The sequence below is a fragment of the Photorhabdus machadonis genome (assembly GCF_052657765.1).
Genome location: NZ_CP199761.1, coordinates 409,720 through 424,384, shown reverse-complemented (window position 1 = coordinate 424,384; position 14,665 = coordinate 409,720). Strand labels below are relative to the sequence as shown.

10 protein-coding genes and 1 pseudogene are annotated in these 14,665 nt (G+C 43.5%); 2 read left to right on the top strand and 9 right to left on the bottom strand.

The features are described 5' to 3' along the window. Positions 1–566: 566 nt before the first annotated feature. The 4 genes and pseudogenes from polA to ACUN2T_RS02070 all read right to left on the bottom strand — a co-directional run. A complete protein-coding gene (gene polA, locus ACUN2T_RS02085) occupies positions 567–3,356 on the bottom strand; it encodes a DNA polymerase I (protein ID WP_445496016.1) in 2,790 nt (929 codons plus the stop codon). A 378-nt stretch (positions 3,357–3,734) separates the two neighbouring features. Continuing rightward, positions 3,735–4,358, bottom strand: coding sequence for a thiol:disulfide interchange protein DsbA (dsbA, locus tag ACUN2T_RS02080; protein WP_445496015.1), 624 nt, complete (start codon positions 4,356–4,358; stop codon positions 3,735–3,737). Positions 4,359–4,378: 20 nt separating this feature from the next. After that, positions 4,379–5,317 carry a serine/threonine protein kinase gene (locus tag ACUN2T_RS02075; RefSeq protein WP_445497785.1) on the bottom strand — a complete coding sequence of 313 codons (939 nt, stop codon included), beginning with the start codon at positions 5,315–5,317 and terminating at the stop codon, positions 4,379–4,381. Between the two features lie 69 nt (positions 5,318–5,386). Beyond that, a pseudogene (locus tag ACUN2T_RS02070) lies at positions 5,387–5,578 on the bottom strand (DUF1040 family protein); the annotation flags it as partial. Positions 5,579–5,806: 228 nt separating this feature from the next. Between ACUN2T_RS02070 and mobA the strand changes: the two are divergent. Then, positions 5,807–6,397: a molybdenum cofactor guanylyltransferase MobA gene (gene mobA, locus ACUN2T_RS02065; protein ID WP_445496014.1), complete on the top strand. Its 591-nt coding sequence runs from the start codon at positions 5,807–5,809 to the stop codon at positions 6,395–6,397. Continuing rightward, positions 6,394–6,927 carry a molybdopterin-guanine dinucleotide biosynthesis protein MobB gene (mobB, locus tag ACUN2T_RS02060; protein ID WP_445496013.1) on the top strand — a complete coding sequence of 178 codons (534 nt, stop codon included), beginning with the start codon at positions 6,394–6,396 and terminating at the stop codon, positions 6,925–6,927. Before mobA ends, mobB begins: the two co-directional genes overlap by 4 nt. A gap of 512 nt (positions 6,928–7,439) precedes the next feature. Here mobB and ACUN2T_RS02055 read toward each other — a convergent pair. The 5 genes from ACUN2T_RS02055 to ACUN2T_RS02035 form a co-directional block, all read right to left on the bottom strand. Then, positions 7,440–8,414 carry an Rpn family recombination-promoting nuclease/putative transposase gene (locus ACUN2T_RS02055; protein WP_445496012.1) on the bottom strand — a complete coding sequence of 325 codons (975 nt, stop codon included), beginning with the start codon at positions 8,412–8,414 and terminating at the stop codon, positions 7,440–7,442. Positions 8,415–8,666: 252 nt separating this feature from the next. After that, a complete protein-coding gene (locus ACUN2T_RS02050; RefSeq protein WP_445496011.1) occupies positions 8,667–10,058 on the bottom strand; it encodes an amidohydrolase family protein in 1,392 nt (463 codons plus the stop codon). Between the two features lie 482 nt (positions 10,059–10,540). Continuing rightward, on the bottom strand, positions 10,541–11,893 hold the full coding sequence (gene gorA, locus ACUN2T_RS02045; protein ID WP_445496010.1) for a glutathione-disulfide reductase: 1,353 nt from the start codon (positions 11,891–11,893) through the stop codon (positions 10,541–10,543). A gap of 111 nt (positions 11,894–12,004) precedes the next feature. Next, a complete protein-coding gene (locus tag ACUN2T_RS02040; RefSeq protein ID WP_445496009.1) occupies positions 12,005–12,847 on the bottom strand; it encodes a 23S rRNA (adenine(2030)-N(6))-methyltransferase RlmJ in 843 nt (280 codons plus the stop codon). A 643-nt stretch (positions 12,848–13,490) separates the two neighbouring features. Further along, a complete protein-coding gene (locus ACUN2T_RS02035) occupies positions 13,491–14,009 on the bottom strand; it encodes an Hcp family type VI secretion system effector (RefSeq protein WP_021323277.1) in 519 nt (172 codons plus the stop codon). Between the last annotated feature and the right edge of the window lie 656 nt (positions 14,010–14,665).

Sequence of the window (14,665 nt, the reverse complement as noted above, 5' to 3'; positions counted from 1 at the left end):
TTTTGTAATTTATTTTCAATGATTATCTCGATTCAGCTTAAGATTTTGATTGTTTTATCGCCACCAAGTGTAGTTTAATTACATATTTATGCGATCTAGATCTAATATACTCGAACAATACAAAAACCATTACATTATTAGTATCTTCTTTACAGCAAAACAGAACCACACAACTATTTGATCACTTTTCTCTGCTACACCAACACTGAATTCACTACTAATATTATCCAGTGAAATTAAAAATCCTGCCAAACCGCCCATTATAGTGGGATTTTTCGGCACAAATTCCCTATGGAAAACAGTCAATTCAATATGGCCTGATCAGGAGAATAAATGAATCAACATAACCATGCTTCGTCAGCCTTAAGATAGAGAAAAAATGCCTATGACAGCAATAATAGCACCTTGGTATCAAGTGCCGGAGCAACCGCTATGTCATCGCTTGGGAAGGCGGGGATACCAGAGCACATAGTGACTATGATTAACAGGGCCATTGGACACTGAACAGATTAAAAAAGGCTGAACCAAATATCTCAGCTCAACCTATCGCTTATTAAGCTGGCATATCAGTGCGCCTGATCCCAGTTGTCACCGATACCCACATCTACTTTCAACGGAACATCAAGCACCATACTCTTCTCCATCAATTCACGAATTTTCTGTTCTGCATATTCAAGTTGTGACTCATGGATTTCGAATACCAGCTCATCGTGAACCTGCATAATCATGCGAACTTTCGGTTCTTCGTTAATAATCCAATCATCCACCGCAATCATTGCTTTTTTGATGATATCCGCCGCAGTTCCCTGCATTGGCGCGTTAATAGCTTCACGCTCGGCTGCTTTACGGCGCATGGCATTGCGAGATTTGATATCTGGCAGATAAAGACGACGGCCGTCCAGCGTTTCAACATAACCCTGCTCTTCCGCCTGCTTACGGGTCCGCTCCATATACGCCAATACGCCCGGATAGCGCTCAAAATAGAGATCCATATAACGTTGAGCTTCACCACGTGGAATGCCCAATTGACGGGAAAGGCCAAATGCACTCATACCGTAGATCAAACCAAAGTTAATTGCCTTAGCACTACGGCGCTGCTCACTGGTTACCTGCTCCAGCGACAAACCAAAGACTTCCGCCGCCGTTGCCCGGTGAATGTCTTGCCCTTCAGAAAAAGCTTTCAACAGCCCTTGATCCTGAGACAAATGGGCCATAATCCGCAACTCAATCTGAGAGTAGTCAGCAGCCATAATCCGGTAACCTTCAGGTGCCACGAATGCCTGACGAATGCGGCGGCCCTCTTCATTACGGACAGGAATATTTTGCAAATTAGGATCACGCGAAGAGAGACGCCCGGTTGCTGTTACCGCCTGGTGATAGGAAGTATGAACCCGTTTAGTCAACGGATGGACCATCTGCGGCAGTTTATCTGTGTAAGTGGATTTCAATTTTGCCAAGCCACGATGCTCTAAGATCACTTTCGGCAATGCATGGTTATCCGCCAACTCTTCCAGCACTTCTTCATTGGTGGAGGGCGCACCACCCGGCGTCTTTTTCACGACCGGCAGCTGCAATTTTTCAAATAATATCGCCTGTAGCTGTTTTGGTGAAGCCAAATTAAAAACCTCACCTGCCAATTCATGTGCCTCTTTTTCCAGTTCATTCAGACGGGCAGTGATCTCTTTTGAATGTTCAGCCAGAATATTTGCATCAATCAATACTCCTGTGCGCTCCATGCGGGAAAGCACCATTACCAGCGGCATTTCTGTTTTCAGGAACACTTTTCCCAGCGCCGGGGCTTTCTCCAGTTGCGGCCACATAACCTGATGCAGCAACAAAGTGACATCTGCATCTTCTGCGGCATACATTGCAGCCTGTTCCACGGGAACCTGATTAAAAGTAAGCTGATTTTTGCCTTTACCCGCGATCTCTTCAAAAGTCGTGGTCTTATGATTCAAATGACGTTCAGCCAAACTATCCATATCATGCCGCCCCATGCCTGCAACGCTATTAAGCACGTAAGATTCCAACATGGTATCGTAAGCAATGCCTTGCAGTTCAATGCCATAGCGAGCCAGCACACCACGATCGAACTTAATATTTTGACCAATCTTCAGCAAATTACTATCTTCAAGCAGCGGTTTTAATGCCGCCAGTACCGTATCTCGGTCAAGCTGCTCTGGCGCATCCAGATAATCATGCCCCAGAGGTAGATAAGCTGCTTCTCCGGCAGTCACCGCAAATGACATCCCCACCAGGTTAGCTGTCAGAGTATCAAGGCTGTCAGTTTCAGTATCAAAAGCAAAAACCGGCGATTTTTTCAGCTTCTCAATCCATTCATCGAAGCTTTTCTGATCGAGAATAGTCTGATAATTATCAGAAGAAAGCGTTGCCGAAACAGATTTATCTTCAGTTGGAGATGATTCATCATTACCCTTGGATATCGGTTTTTTGCCCTTAGCAACCAACCAATCACCATTTGCCAGATCACTCAACCAGCGTTTAAATTCATAACGCGAGAACAATTCATACAGTTTCTCTGTATCAAGCTCTTTGACTGACAAAGCAACACCGGTTTTATCCAACTCAACATCTGTTTTAATCGTTGCCAATTTATAGGAGAGATAAGCCACATCTTTATGTTGCTCCATCTTATCCGCCAGCGTTTTTGCGCCACGGAAACTCAACCCCGCAATTTTATCCAGATTGGCAAAAATATCGTCCATGCCGCCAATTCCTTGCAGCAATCCCAGTGCCGTTTTCTCCCCTACTCCAGGCACGCCAGGAATATTATCTGAAGAGTCGCCCATCAGTGCCAGAAAATCAATGATCAGATTTGGCGACACGCCATACTTCTCAACCACTTCTTCCGGCCCCAGAATGGTGTTATTCATTGTATTGATAAGTGTGATATTTGGCGTTACCAATTGCGCCATATCTTTATCACCCGTGCTGATCAGTACCGCACGCCCCTCCTTTTCCGCCTGTAACGCCAGAGTCCCGATAACATCATCGGCTTCTACTCCCGAAACCACCAGCAACGGCAACCCCATAGCTTCTACCATCTGATGTAACGGCTCTATCTGCGCACGCAGGTCATCCGGCATAGGAGGACGATGAGACTTATACTCAGCAAACAATTCATCACGGAAAGTTTTACCTTTAGCATCGAAGACTACCGCCACATGGCTCGGTTTGTACTGCATTACCAAGCTGCGCAGCATATTCAATACGCCATACATGGCTCCAGTCGGTTCTCCAGCGCTGTTGGTCAGCGGAGGAAAAGCATGATAAGCACGATAAAGGTATGAGGAACCATCAACCAAAATCAGGGGATTGTCTGCTATCTGAGCCATAAGTCTTCTTCATTATCTGTTACGGGTGTAATAGGAATAGGATGCCACAGCAAGAAGCAGGAAACGAATTTTGTGTGAATTTTCTTTGCTGAAGCCAGATCCAGATATTCACACTTTGCTATAAATTCTGTGGATAACTTTGTGCATAGATATTACGAGTTTCATTCCAGCATAGACCGTTGATAAAAAAAATTTATCAACGGCGGGTAAAAATCAATGACTTATAATCCTAGTCATTAAACTGTCATATTACCTTATAGATCACAGAGTTGTGGATATAACCGGAGTCTGTCTTACACAAAATTCTTTCTGGTACGCATTGTGCCAAAGCTTCTCACTCCGGCACATGCTCATGTTATTCTATTTCAGTAGCCAACCTTACTTCTGCTTTAACAGGAAGTTAACAACATCTGAATATGATTTCGCATAGGTATCAGCAGAAGTTGCATCAATGCCATTATTTCTCACCATATATTTGCCATTAACAAACATTGCTGGTACACCACGCAGTTGCAAGTCCTGAGCAGCTTTTTGCTGCTTAACAACTAAAGATTTCACAACAAAACTGTTCATGGCAGCATCATAATCTTCACCGGTTACTCCAGCTTTGATAAAGGTATTGCGAATATCGGCCGGGGTATTAATAGTCTGTGTTTTCTGAAGGCCCTCAAACAGCAGCGGAGTCACTTTATCTTCCACACCCATCGCCATTGCCGCTGCCCAGGCCACAGTCAAATCTTTACCCAATGGCCCCAGAAACTCCACATGATAACGAACAAAATTCGTTCCTTCCGGTAAATTCTGTTTCACCGTCTGCGGAACTTTAAAACTCTCTTCAAACTGATAGCAATGAGGGCAATAGAACGAGAAGAATTCCAGCACCTGTGGTTGATTTGCCACAGGTGATTTCAGTTCAACATACTGTGTTCCTTCGGTAAAACTAGCAGCAGAGGCATAAAATGCCATCACCATTCCGACTAAAGCTAACCAAAACTTTTTCATAAATATCTCCATGATAAACATTAATAGATTGGGTTAAGCTGCAAAGGTGGTTCTTGTAACAGCTTAATCTGCCCAGCAAAAAGTGACGTCTGTTTTAACCAAAAATCAGCATCTGTCATCCAGGGAAACGCTCTGGGAAAAGCAGGATCCTGCCAACGTCGGGCAACCCATGACAAATAATAGACCATCCTCATAGCACGCAATGGTTCTATTAATGACAACTCCCCAGAGTCAAAATCCGTAAACTCACCATAGGCTTCCAACAGAGTATCCAACTGTAATAACCGTTCTTGACGGGAACCATGAAGCAACATCCATAAGTCCTGAACTGCCGGACCACTACGCGCATCATCAAGATCAACAAACCAGGCTTCGTCACGCCACAGGATATTACCTGGGTGGCAGTCACCATGAAGCCTCAATATTTGCCAATCGTCGCGCCAATTTGATTCTACGGCGTTGATCAGATCATCCAATACAGCCAAAAATTGCACTTTCTGTACTGGAGGAATTAACTCACATGCAGCCAAAAACTGTCGCGGCTGGTGCAAATACTCATTTAACCCGATAGTTGGGCGAGAGGTGAATTTTTGCCGACAACCAACCTGATGAATTCTACCTAGCAAGCGACCCACATCTTCTAGCTGAAAGAGATTATCGGATTCATATTGGCGGCCCCCGATACTCGGGAAAACGGCAAAAAAGAAATCCTTAAAAGTCAGTAAAGTTTGCTGATCAAACACCAGAGGCGCGGCCACCGGCAAATCAGCCTGTTGCAACGCCAGAGAAAAATCATGCTCTTCCTGAATCTGTTGCCGATCCCAACGCTGTGGACGATAAAATTTCACGACATAACGTTTACGATCTTCATCTGTAAACTGATAAACACGGTTCTCATAACTGTTTAATTCTGTCAGCCCAGAATCTATGTATAATCCGGTCTGCACCAATGCATCCATAATCAAATCCGGTGTTAATTCCCGGAAATTAAAAGCAGACTGGTCTGTTAGCACATTCTATTCTCTTGATTAATCTGTAATAACGCCACGGGCGCACAATAACGCAGTTTCAAAATCTGCTTCGTGATCCTTTTTCAGCCCCGGAATTTCTCCTGTTGCCTCAGCATCACGCATTTTTAAGTGATAAATCAAAATATCATCGGTCAACTTAGATAACTCACCGAAAAAGCCCGCTTCTTTCGCCAACTTCTGCAAAAATTCAGCCGATGATATTTCATACCAAATTCCTTATAAACAAAAGCCTATACAAATTAACAGGGATAGCCACACAGAGAAAGAATTGCTCTGTCAATAAGCGTAAAGATTATTATTTTATCAGCGAGTTATCCGGTGATCTTATATGAAAAACGTTTGGTGAAGCCCAAATAACCAAACTCAAAAAGGTTACATTAGCAGGCAATAACCGTCTTAGTTGATAGATTGAACATTATGCAACCAAAAATAAGCGGTGCGATCCTCGCAGGAGGCCGTGCTACCCGCATGGGCGGCCATGATAAGGGGCTAATTCTCTTACATAAGATACCGCTGTACCAGCATATTGCGAATAAGCTACTGCCACAAGTAGATGAATTAATCATCAATGCCAACCGTAATCTGGATATTTACCGACAAAGTTGTGATCAAGTTGTTCCTGATTTAACACCAGATTTCTCTGGGCCACTGTCTGGAATGCTGGCAACCCTAAAATCAGCCAGTCACGATTGGATTGTGTTTGTTCCTTGTGATGTACCTGACTTCCCCCCTGATTTAGTCACTCGTTTATGGCAAGGCAAACAGCAGGCATTAGCAGCCTATGCAGATGATGGCAATCGTGCTCACCCTACTCTCGCTCTGCTGCACTGTAGTCTGTTCTGTCAATTGGAAAATTATCTGGCTGATGGTGATCGCAAACTGATGCTGTTTATGCATAAGATTGGTGCAATAGCCGTTCAGTTTGACGATAATCCCGTTGCTTTTGCCAATCTGAACACACCAGAAGATTGCCGGAATTGGGAATATATGCAGGAGACCAGAAAATGAGTACAAAACCTCTTCCACTACTTGGCATCACAGCATATAGCGGTACAGGAAAAACCACGCTTCTCAAAAAAGTGATTCCATTATTGCGTCAACGGCAAATCCGGATTGGTCTGATAAAGCACACTCATCACGATATGGATGTAGATAAACCGGGCAAAGACAGTTATGAACTGCGCAAAGCTGGCGCAGAGCAAACACTGGTCGCCAGCCAACAACGCTGGGCATTAATGACAGAAACGCCAGATTCACAGGAATTAGATTTGAGCTATCTTGCCAGTCGCTTTGATCCAGATTCACTGGATCTGATTCTCGTCGAGGGCTTTAAGAGTGAACCAATCAATAAGATTGCGCTATACCGCTGCATTCTTAACCGCCCATTAAGCGATCTTCTTGATAAATATGTGATTGCTGTTGCCAGTGATGAAATATTGGCGACCACTTTGCCACAACTCAGTATCAATCAGCCTGAACAGGTGGCTGATTTTATTGTGGAATGGTTGCAAAATCAGCCGCATTCCCACGCTGGATAAATTCATCAATAACACCGCCTGATTCTTTTCATTGCATCACGATCAAACTTAATACATCTATTTTTAGGCCAAACATATCTTCGTGATCAAGCATAAAGCGGATAGAAGCAATGGTATTTCTCCCTCGCTCCTCAAAAACCAGTGGAAAAACACCTTACAAAGTTCTTAAACAGGCAACTGGTTGCATTATAGAACGGTTTAACATGACGAGTTTAAGTAACCTCAGCTCTGCTTAAGAAATGGCACGTAGATTCAGACTCGCTCTTATCGCTTGGCATGTAAATGTGCTGCTTCTATTATGCATTTCGTGCATTGACTCAAGCATTTTTATGCCGATAACGTATCAGCCAGTAAGTTTGTCGGACATTTGTTCAAGCTCACTCTGGCTCAGCCCGGTGATTTTCATCACCGTTCACGGTCGATTCTCAGACTCCGGTGATTGTTTTGACAGTCACCGTAACATCCTCTTTTAACAAGAATTGTTAGTGCTGGCTAAGCACTCTCAACATGAGTTAGTGGCGTATTTGCTCAAGTTCGTTTTGGCTCAGACCGGTAGTTTTCATCACCGTTTCACGATCGATTCCGCTGTTCAGCAATGCATGAGCAATCTTTAAAGTTGCCTCTTGGCGCCCTTCCTGACGTCCTTCCTGACGCCCTTCCTGACGCCCTTCCTGACGCCCTTCCTGACGCCCTTCCTGACGCCCTTCCTGACGCCCTTCCTGACGGGCTTTATGTTCCAATCTTTGCGCTATTGTCATCAGTACCTCCTCATACCTCGGGGACTGTTCTGCCAGTCGCCGGATAAAACCCTCTGGATCGGCGGTATCTCCCGCCTGTAATAAGTAGTTTAGCACGCTTTTTAACTGTTCATCTGTATAGTAATCATACGTCAGCAGTATGACCAACTCTTGCAGCAGCTCCGCCATATCTCGCTGACGGATATGCTTTTGCACCATTTCCAGTAGCGCGACCCGTTTGTGCGTCAGGATCTCATCATCAGGAATGACCGTCACATCGACCAGCGGGAAGGAACCGGAATAGATTTCCTTCGCCAAGGCCGGATCATCGAAGCAGTCGAACCAATTGGTACTCCAGGGATACGGCTGTACTTTCCCGTGATAGAATAGCACCGGAATGACCAGCGGCAATTTTTCATGTCCCTGCTCCAGATGTCGTTGCATGGCTGAAATACTGTAGCGCATTAGCCGGAATGCCATCATCTTGTCCGGGGAACTCTGGTGTTCAATCACGCAATACACGTAACCTTCACCTCGCGCCGTTTTCAATGAATACAAAATGTCGGAATAATGCGCACGCAGATTGTCTTCTATAAATGACCCTGATTCCAACCGCAGTGTATCCAGATCACAAACTGCCCGTAATTTAGCAGGCAAATGTATCTCCAGGAAATCTCTGGCCGTATCAATATGACTTAAAAACTGTTTAAAAACAGCGTCATGTGGTGTTGGTGTATTTTTTCTCTTCATCGGCGAATGGTAACATACTTTATTTTATATTGAAGGAATATTAAGCAAGAAACCAAGCAGACTGCGATGTCTTGAATTTTCTTTGACAAAAACGTTGATCGTATCTCAGACACTTTAATTTCCTTCTTAAACGCAGTTCAGGTTAAGTACGGTTTCTGCCCACAATCAGGTGCATTAAGGCACACTCAGACAAGGGCAGAAAACCAAAAACAGTCATTAATGAGGAAATGACTGACAGTACTTTTTTCTGAATCAAACCTTGGCTACAGTACCAGCCACCAGACGCCCCTGACGGAACGTTGCCTGACGAGCAGGCAGACGTGCCACCGCCTCAGCAGAACAACTCGCTGCTACCAAGACAAAGTCAGCTTTATCGCCCACTTGAGGCCAAATACGCTGGCCTTGGTCGTTAAGCGGCAACACACCGCCTGTAGCAATAGCCATAGAGCGGGAAAGATGAAACTCATCGGAACCACAGTACAATTGCGCATACAAATTAGCCTTCTCCAACATGTCACCAGTACCGAATGGCGACCAGTGATCAATCACACTGTCAGTACCGGTCATAATGAACACTCCTTTGGCTCTGAGCTGCGGTAATGGCATCATCAGGCTACCGATAGGTACTGTGGAGGCGATAGTGATTTGCTGCTCCGCTAAACAGGAAGCGGTTTCTGCCAATGCACCCTCGTCCAACGTGGTCAGGGCGAAAGCGTGGCTGATAGTGACCTTGCCTCGCAAGGCGGGTGTTTTCTCCACCGTATCAATCATGTAATTGATAGCAGCAACGCCCTCCGGGCTGATCTCATGCAGATGAATATCCACACCCGCGTTATTATCGAGCGCGATCTGGAACATAGTATCCAGTGATTTTTCCATCGCAGCATCCACGTTAGTCGGGTCCAGACCGCCAACGTATTGCACGCCCATCTGTATCGCCTCGCGCATCAGCCCTTCCACTTTGGAATGCAGCAAACCGTGCTGCGGGAAGGCAACGATTTCACAAGTGAAATCATCACGGTGATTTTCCAAAGCATACTGTAAATGTTCCAGGCTTTTCAGACCACTAACCGGATCAATATTGCAATGGCTGCGTGCCACCGTACTGCCTTTAGATTGCAACAGGGCAATCAGGCTCGCTGCCCGCTGCTGAGAAGTGGGTAGCAGTTTGGGGATCAGAGTCTGCTCCAGGGCAATCATATCCATGATGGTTTTACCCTGGCGCGGCCTCGGTGCCTGCCACGGGCCACTGTAAAAAGTTTTATCCAAATGGATGTGCATATCGCGGAAGGCGGGTAACAGCAACTGCTCCTGTGCCTGATAGCATGGCTGATCCGTGTCAAGCGGCGTACCGGAAGCATGGATGGCAATGATCCTGCCATCTTTAATTTCCAACGTATATAGTGCAGTACGGGTGCCGATCACCGTATCACCGTCATATTCAAATCCCTCTTCCAACAGCACATCAATTAGGTAGTAATGACAATCAGTAAGAGTAGTCTGCATCTGTGATACTTCGGCTCCGACAGTTGACGGCACCGCCTGTGCGATCCCCCCCGTCAGGGAAATCGCCGCACAAACGGTGGTGAGCTTACCCGTTTGACGGAGAAAAGCCCTACGGCTTTGTTGTTGAAGTTTTTCCACATTCAATCCCCTTTTATTTGATCCACCTTAAAAAAAGCCAGTTAAATCTAGCTTTCTGAGGAATATTCCCCAGTATTTAGAGCATATATAAGAAGATTTTCAACAACATCATCGCATTATCACAACTTACTCTCAGAAAATTGTTCTGTAGAAATTATAGAAAGCCAGATAAGTCATAGAAGGGATAGATTTCATAACAGTTTTGCTGAGATTTCCTAAAGGCGACTTCTAAATTTACATCAGCTTATCCCAATAGTTTGATAGAATTTTCTAATCCCCAATACAGTTCACTTAAGAGGAACTGCTTTGCGATTAACTGGATAGCAGGTCTTAGAAACATATAAAAAATCGGAAATCACTTACTGATTTCCGATTTTGCTTCATCAAAAGGATTGGTCAACCGATCCTTTACTGATCAGCATTGCGGATAAAACCGGCCTTTAAACGTATTTTCCGAGTAGGAAAGGTATATCGACATACCATTACCGCATCGTTACAAACTCTTCTGCCGCTGTTGGATGAATTGCAACCGTGTTATCAAAATCTTTCTTAGTTGCTCCCATCTTCAACGCAACAGCGAAACCTTGCAGCATTTCATCCATTCCAAAGCCAATACCGTGAATGCCGACAATCTTCTCTTCTGGCCCAACACACACCAGTTTCATCCGGCACGGCTGACGATGTTGAGTGACAGCGGTATACATCGCAGTGAAAGAAGATTGATAAGTTTTCACCTGATCCTCACCAAATTGCTCTTTTGCCTGAGGTTCAGTCAGACCTACAGTACCAATCGGCGGATGGCTGAATACGACAGTTGGAATATTAGTGTAATCCAGATATTCTTCCGGCTTATTATTAAACAAGCGCTCGGACAAACGACGACCTGCGGCAACCGCAACAGGGGTTAATTCCACCGCACCAGTGTTATCACCTACTGCATAAATACTTTTCACATTGGTATTTTGGTACTTATCAACCTTGATGTAGCCTTTTTCGTTCAGCTCAACACCGGTTACAGACAGATTCAAATTATCCGTTGCCGGCTCACGGCCAATAGCCCAGATCAAGGTATCAACGGTTTGTTCTTTGCCATTTTGCAGTTGCAAAGTCAGGCTACCATCCACATTTTTAATCACTGCTTTCGGCACAGATTCAGTATGTAAAGTGGGTCCTTCGGTACTGATAATTTCCAATAACGTTTCAACAATCATCGGATCAAAAGAGCGCAACGGTGCATGTTGGCGCACAAACAGATGGGTTTCACTGCCAAGTGCATGCAATACACCAGCGATTTCCACCGCAATATAGCCCGCACCAACAACCGCAACCCGCGTTGGCATCGCCTTCAGCTCGAAAAAACCATCAGAATCAATACCATATTCCGCTCCTGGTACATCAGGACGTACAGGGCGCCCACCCGTCGCAATCAAAATATGATCTGCGGTGATTTTCTCGCCATTTACTTCAACAGTATGTTCATCAACAAAACGAGCGAAACCTTGGATCACATCAACTTGATTATTACCCAAACCACGTTCATAAGATTGATGGATACGATCAATATAAGCAGTACGACTGGCAATCAGCGTCTTCCAATCAAAGCGGTTGACGGTGGTATCAAAGCCGTAATCCGGCCCGTACTGGTGGATAGACTCAGCAATTTGCGCCGCATGCCACATCACCTTTTTCGGCACACATCCCACATTAACGCAAGTTCCTCCCAGTGCTTTAGCCTCAATCAGGGCGCATTTCTGTCCATACATAGCCGCACGATTAATTGATGCAATGCCACCACTGCCACCACCAATTGCTATATAGTTGTAATGTTTACTCATTTGAGTCGTTTCCATCTAAATCAGTTTAAGGGGTTAATACCCGAAAGCCTATTATGGCAAAAAGTATCAATCAGTTGTGATGGTTCTGGCTCTCACTGCCATTGTTGAAAGTTATTCTGATGCAATCCATTTAACCAATATGTGGCCTGTTCCTTCCGGCACCAGAACCTTATGTAACCACGGCAACACCGATTTCATCTGCTGTTCCAGCTTCCAAGGGGGATTAATTACGATCATGCCAGAGGCAGTCATCCCTCGTTGATCGCTATCAGGCCGGACAGCCAGCTCAATTTGCAAAATGCGGCGAATGCCGGTTGCTTCCAGATCTCTAACCAGCCGTTTGATCTGCTGACGTAATACCACCGGATACCACAACGCATAAACACCTGTGGCAAAACGCTTATAACCTTCCTGAATGGCCTGAACAACCGCCTGATAATCAGATTTCAGCTCATAAGGCGGATCAATAAGGATAAATCCACGGCGACTCTGTGGTGGCAATTGTGATCTTAATTGCTGATAGCCATCTTCACGCACAACCCTAGAGCGGTTATCACGGGAGAATTCATTACGTAATAAAGGATAGTCACTCGAATGCAGTTCAGTCAGATTGAACCTATCATCCTGCCGCAACAAATGGCGGGCAATTAAAGGCGATCCCGGGTAATAACGTAAATTACTACTCTGATTCAGTGCAGTGACTGCACTCATATAAGCTTTCAATTCTTGTGGTAAATCCTCACGCTGCCAGACGCGGGCAATCCCCTCCAGATATTCACCAGTACGTTCAGCGCGTTCACCACTGAGTTGATAGCGGCCAGCACCAGCATGAGTATCCAAATAAAGAAAAGGTTTTTCCTTTTCTTTAAGAGATTCAATGATCAGGCTTTGTACAGTATGTTTCAATACATCGGCATGATTACCGGCGTGAAAGCTGTGACGATAACTTAACATTAGGTTTTAGATCCCAGAGCAGAGAATAGATTACTTGCCAGTATGGAATACCTGACAACTAAAAACCCATCCCAGTAGGTGGGACAGATGGTAAGACACCATTATAGCCCCATTAGCGATAAAAATGGCAGGATCCTGAATACCAACCCCAGAAGATCAATCTTGTCATATTCATGAAAATTTAGGGTAAGTAAAACATTCTATCAGGACCAAATATGATATTTAAGAACGCGATACTACCTGCCTTCTCACTACCAATCATAAGAAATTCTTACACAACATAAACAAGCAGAAGTTGTGAAATTAAAAAACAAGTCACTAAACAATCACCGGAATATATAATATTCTATAGTGATATTTATCAAATCACCCGTTTAACATCGGTACTGAGAAACATTAACATCCGCTACAACCAAGAAAATGGCTAAAAGAAAAGCAAGAAAATGGCTGAGTGTCATCGGAAGTAGTTAGTAATATCGTTAAACAGTACGTGTAAAAAATAGATGAAATAATGAAAGGAGAAAAGAAAAAATAAACTGAAACAAATTGAAGGTGGCTATTCATAATCTTCAATTTTAATAAAACAACTAAGTTTTTCAGCCAATGAAAAAGTATTCCATTGGCTGAATGATTATATTACCTATCAGGCAACAATAGGTGCGCGCCAATCATCTGCGCCAGAAGTCCCTGCGGTTGTATGTTCCCAGTTAATCTTACGATAAGACAGAGAAACACGAACCAACTGAGTAAATTCAGATTTTGTTGAATCCTGACAATGCGGCATTTTGCAATCAATGTCGATAATCGTGGCATCTTCCAACTGAGTTGTGAAGAAATGCTCTTGTTTCCCTTCAACAGAAGTGCGGTACCATTTCAATTCCACATTCGTCAGCATTTCACCAGAAGCCAATGCGTTATAAAGCAATGGAACCGATTTATTTAATGCAACTGTAAAACGGAATGGTTTATGAGCACGCTGACCAGAAGGCTGACCTGATTGAGGATCAGTTGGTACGGTAACTACATGATCAAATGCCTGAACCAGCATTTCATCTTCGTGCCCCTGAACATAAATATTACCCACTGATTCAGCAGTGAATGAACCAGCAGTAATATTACCTTGGGTTTTTCCAGTGATGGAAATATAACATGGAGTTGGCATGAAAATATCCTTTAAAAAATTGTATCGATATTCAAAGTAGCGTTCACATTAATTTCGATAGTAACTATTTCATCTCGAAAGAAATCACTTGCGAATGCATCGAACGCTAAAATGAATAATAAATACCAACGAGCTCATTTCAAAATAAAATCTCAATTACAAAATAGTTCATTCATCATCAACGAATCAAAATATTATAATGGCAACTTTTACAATATTATCATTCTTACATAGGTAAATTTTAAGAATATAAGACTAGGTAATATAATTCAGCCCAATGAGAAATACATATACAATATTGAAATATAATGAATTTATTAATGTCAAGTAAATTTATTTCTTGGGCAATTGGAAAATAAAAAATAGATCAAAAAATCTGATCCCCATCACCTTATTAATAATCATGATAATATTTTCAATATGAAACTAACTCTAAAATTAAAACAAAAAATACACTTAGAAACACTTTGTTACAAAATTAAACAAAAAATTTATAAATACCTCGAAAAATAGCTGCTAATCTTACTACATAGAGGGATTTTACAGAAAAAATAGTAAAGAAAACATCAAGGCGTAAATTACTGCCAAACATAATAAAATCATCAAAAGGCTGAATAGCGGGGTATATCTATCTATGTTTTATCTTTACAATAAAA

Coding starts and splice junctions, on each gene's coding strand:
- polA (WP_445496016.1), bottom strand. CDS start 3,356: ATGGCTCAGATAGCAGACAATCCCCTGATTTTGGTTGATGGTTCCTCA.
- ACUN2T_RS02055 (WP_445496012.1), bottom strand. CDS start 8,414: ATGAAGAGAAAAAATACACCAACACCACATGACGCTGTTTTTAAACAG.
- ACUN2T_RS02075 (WP_445497785.1), bottom strand. CDS start 5,317: ATGGATGCATTGGTGCAGACCGGATTATACATAGATTCTGGGCTGACA.
- ACUN2T_RS02035 (WP_021323277.1), bottom strand. CDS start 14,009: ATGCCAACTCCATGTTATATTTCCATCACTGGAAAAACCCAAGGTAAT.
- mobA (WP_445496014.1), top strand. CDS start 5,807: ATGCAACCAAAAATAAGCGGTGCGATCCTCGCAGGAGGCCGTGCTACC.
- mobB (WP_445496013.1), top strand. CDS start 6,394: ATGAGTACAAAACCTCTTCCACTACTTGGCATCACAGCATATAGCGGT.
- gorA (WP_445496010.1), bottom strand. CDS start 11,893: ATGAGTAAACATTACAACTATATAGCAATTGGTGGTGGCAGTGGTGGC.
- dsbA (WP_445496015.1), bottom strand. CDS start 4,358: ATGAAAAAGTTTTGGTTAGCTTTAGTCGGAATGGTGATGGCATTTTAT.
- ACUN2T_RS02040 (WP_445496009.1), bottom strand. CDS start 12,847: ATGTTAAGTTATCGTCACAGCTTTCACGCCGGTAATCATGCCGATGTA.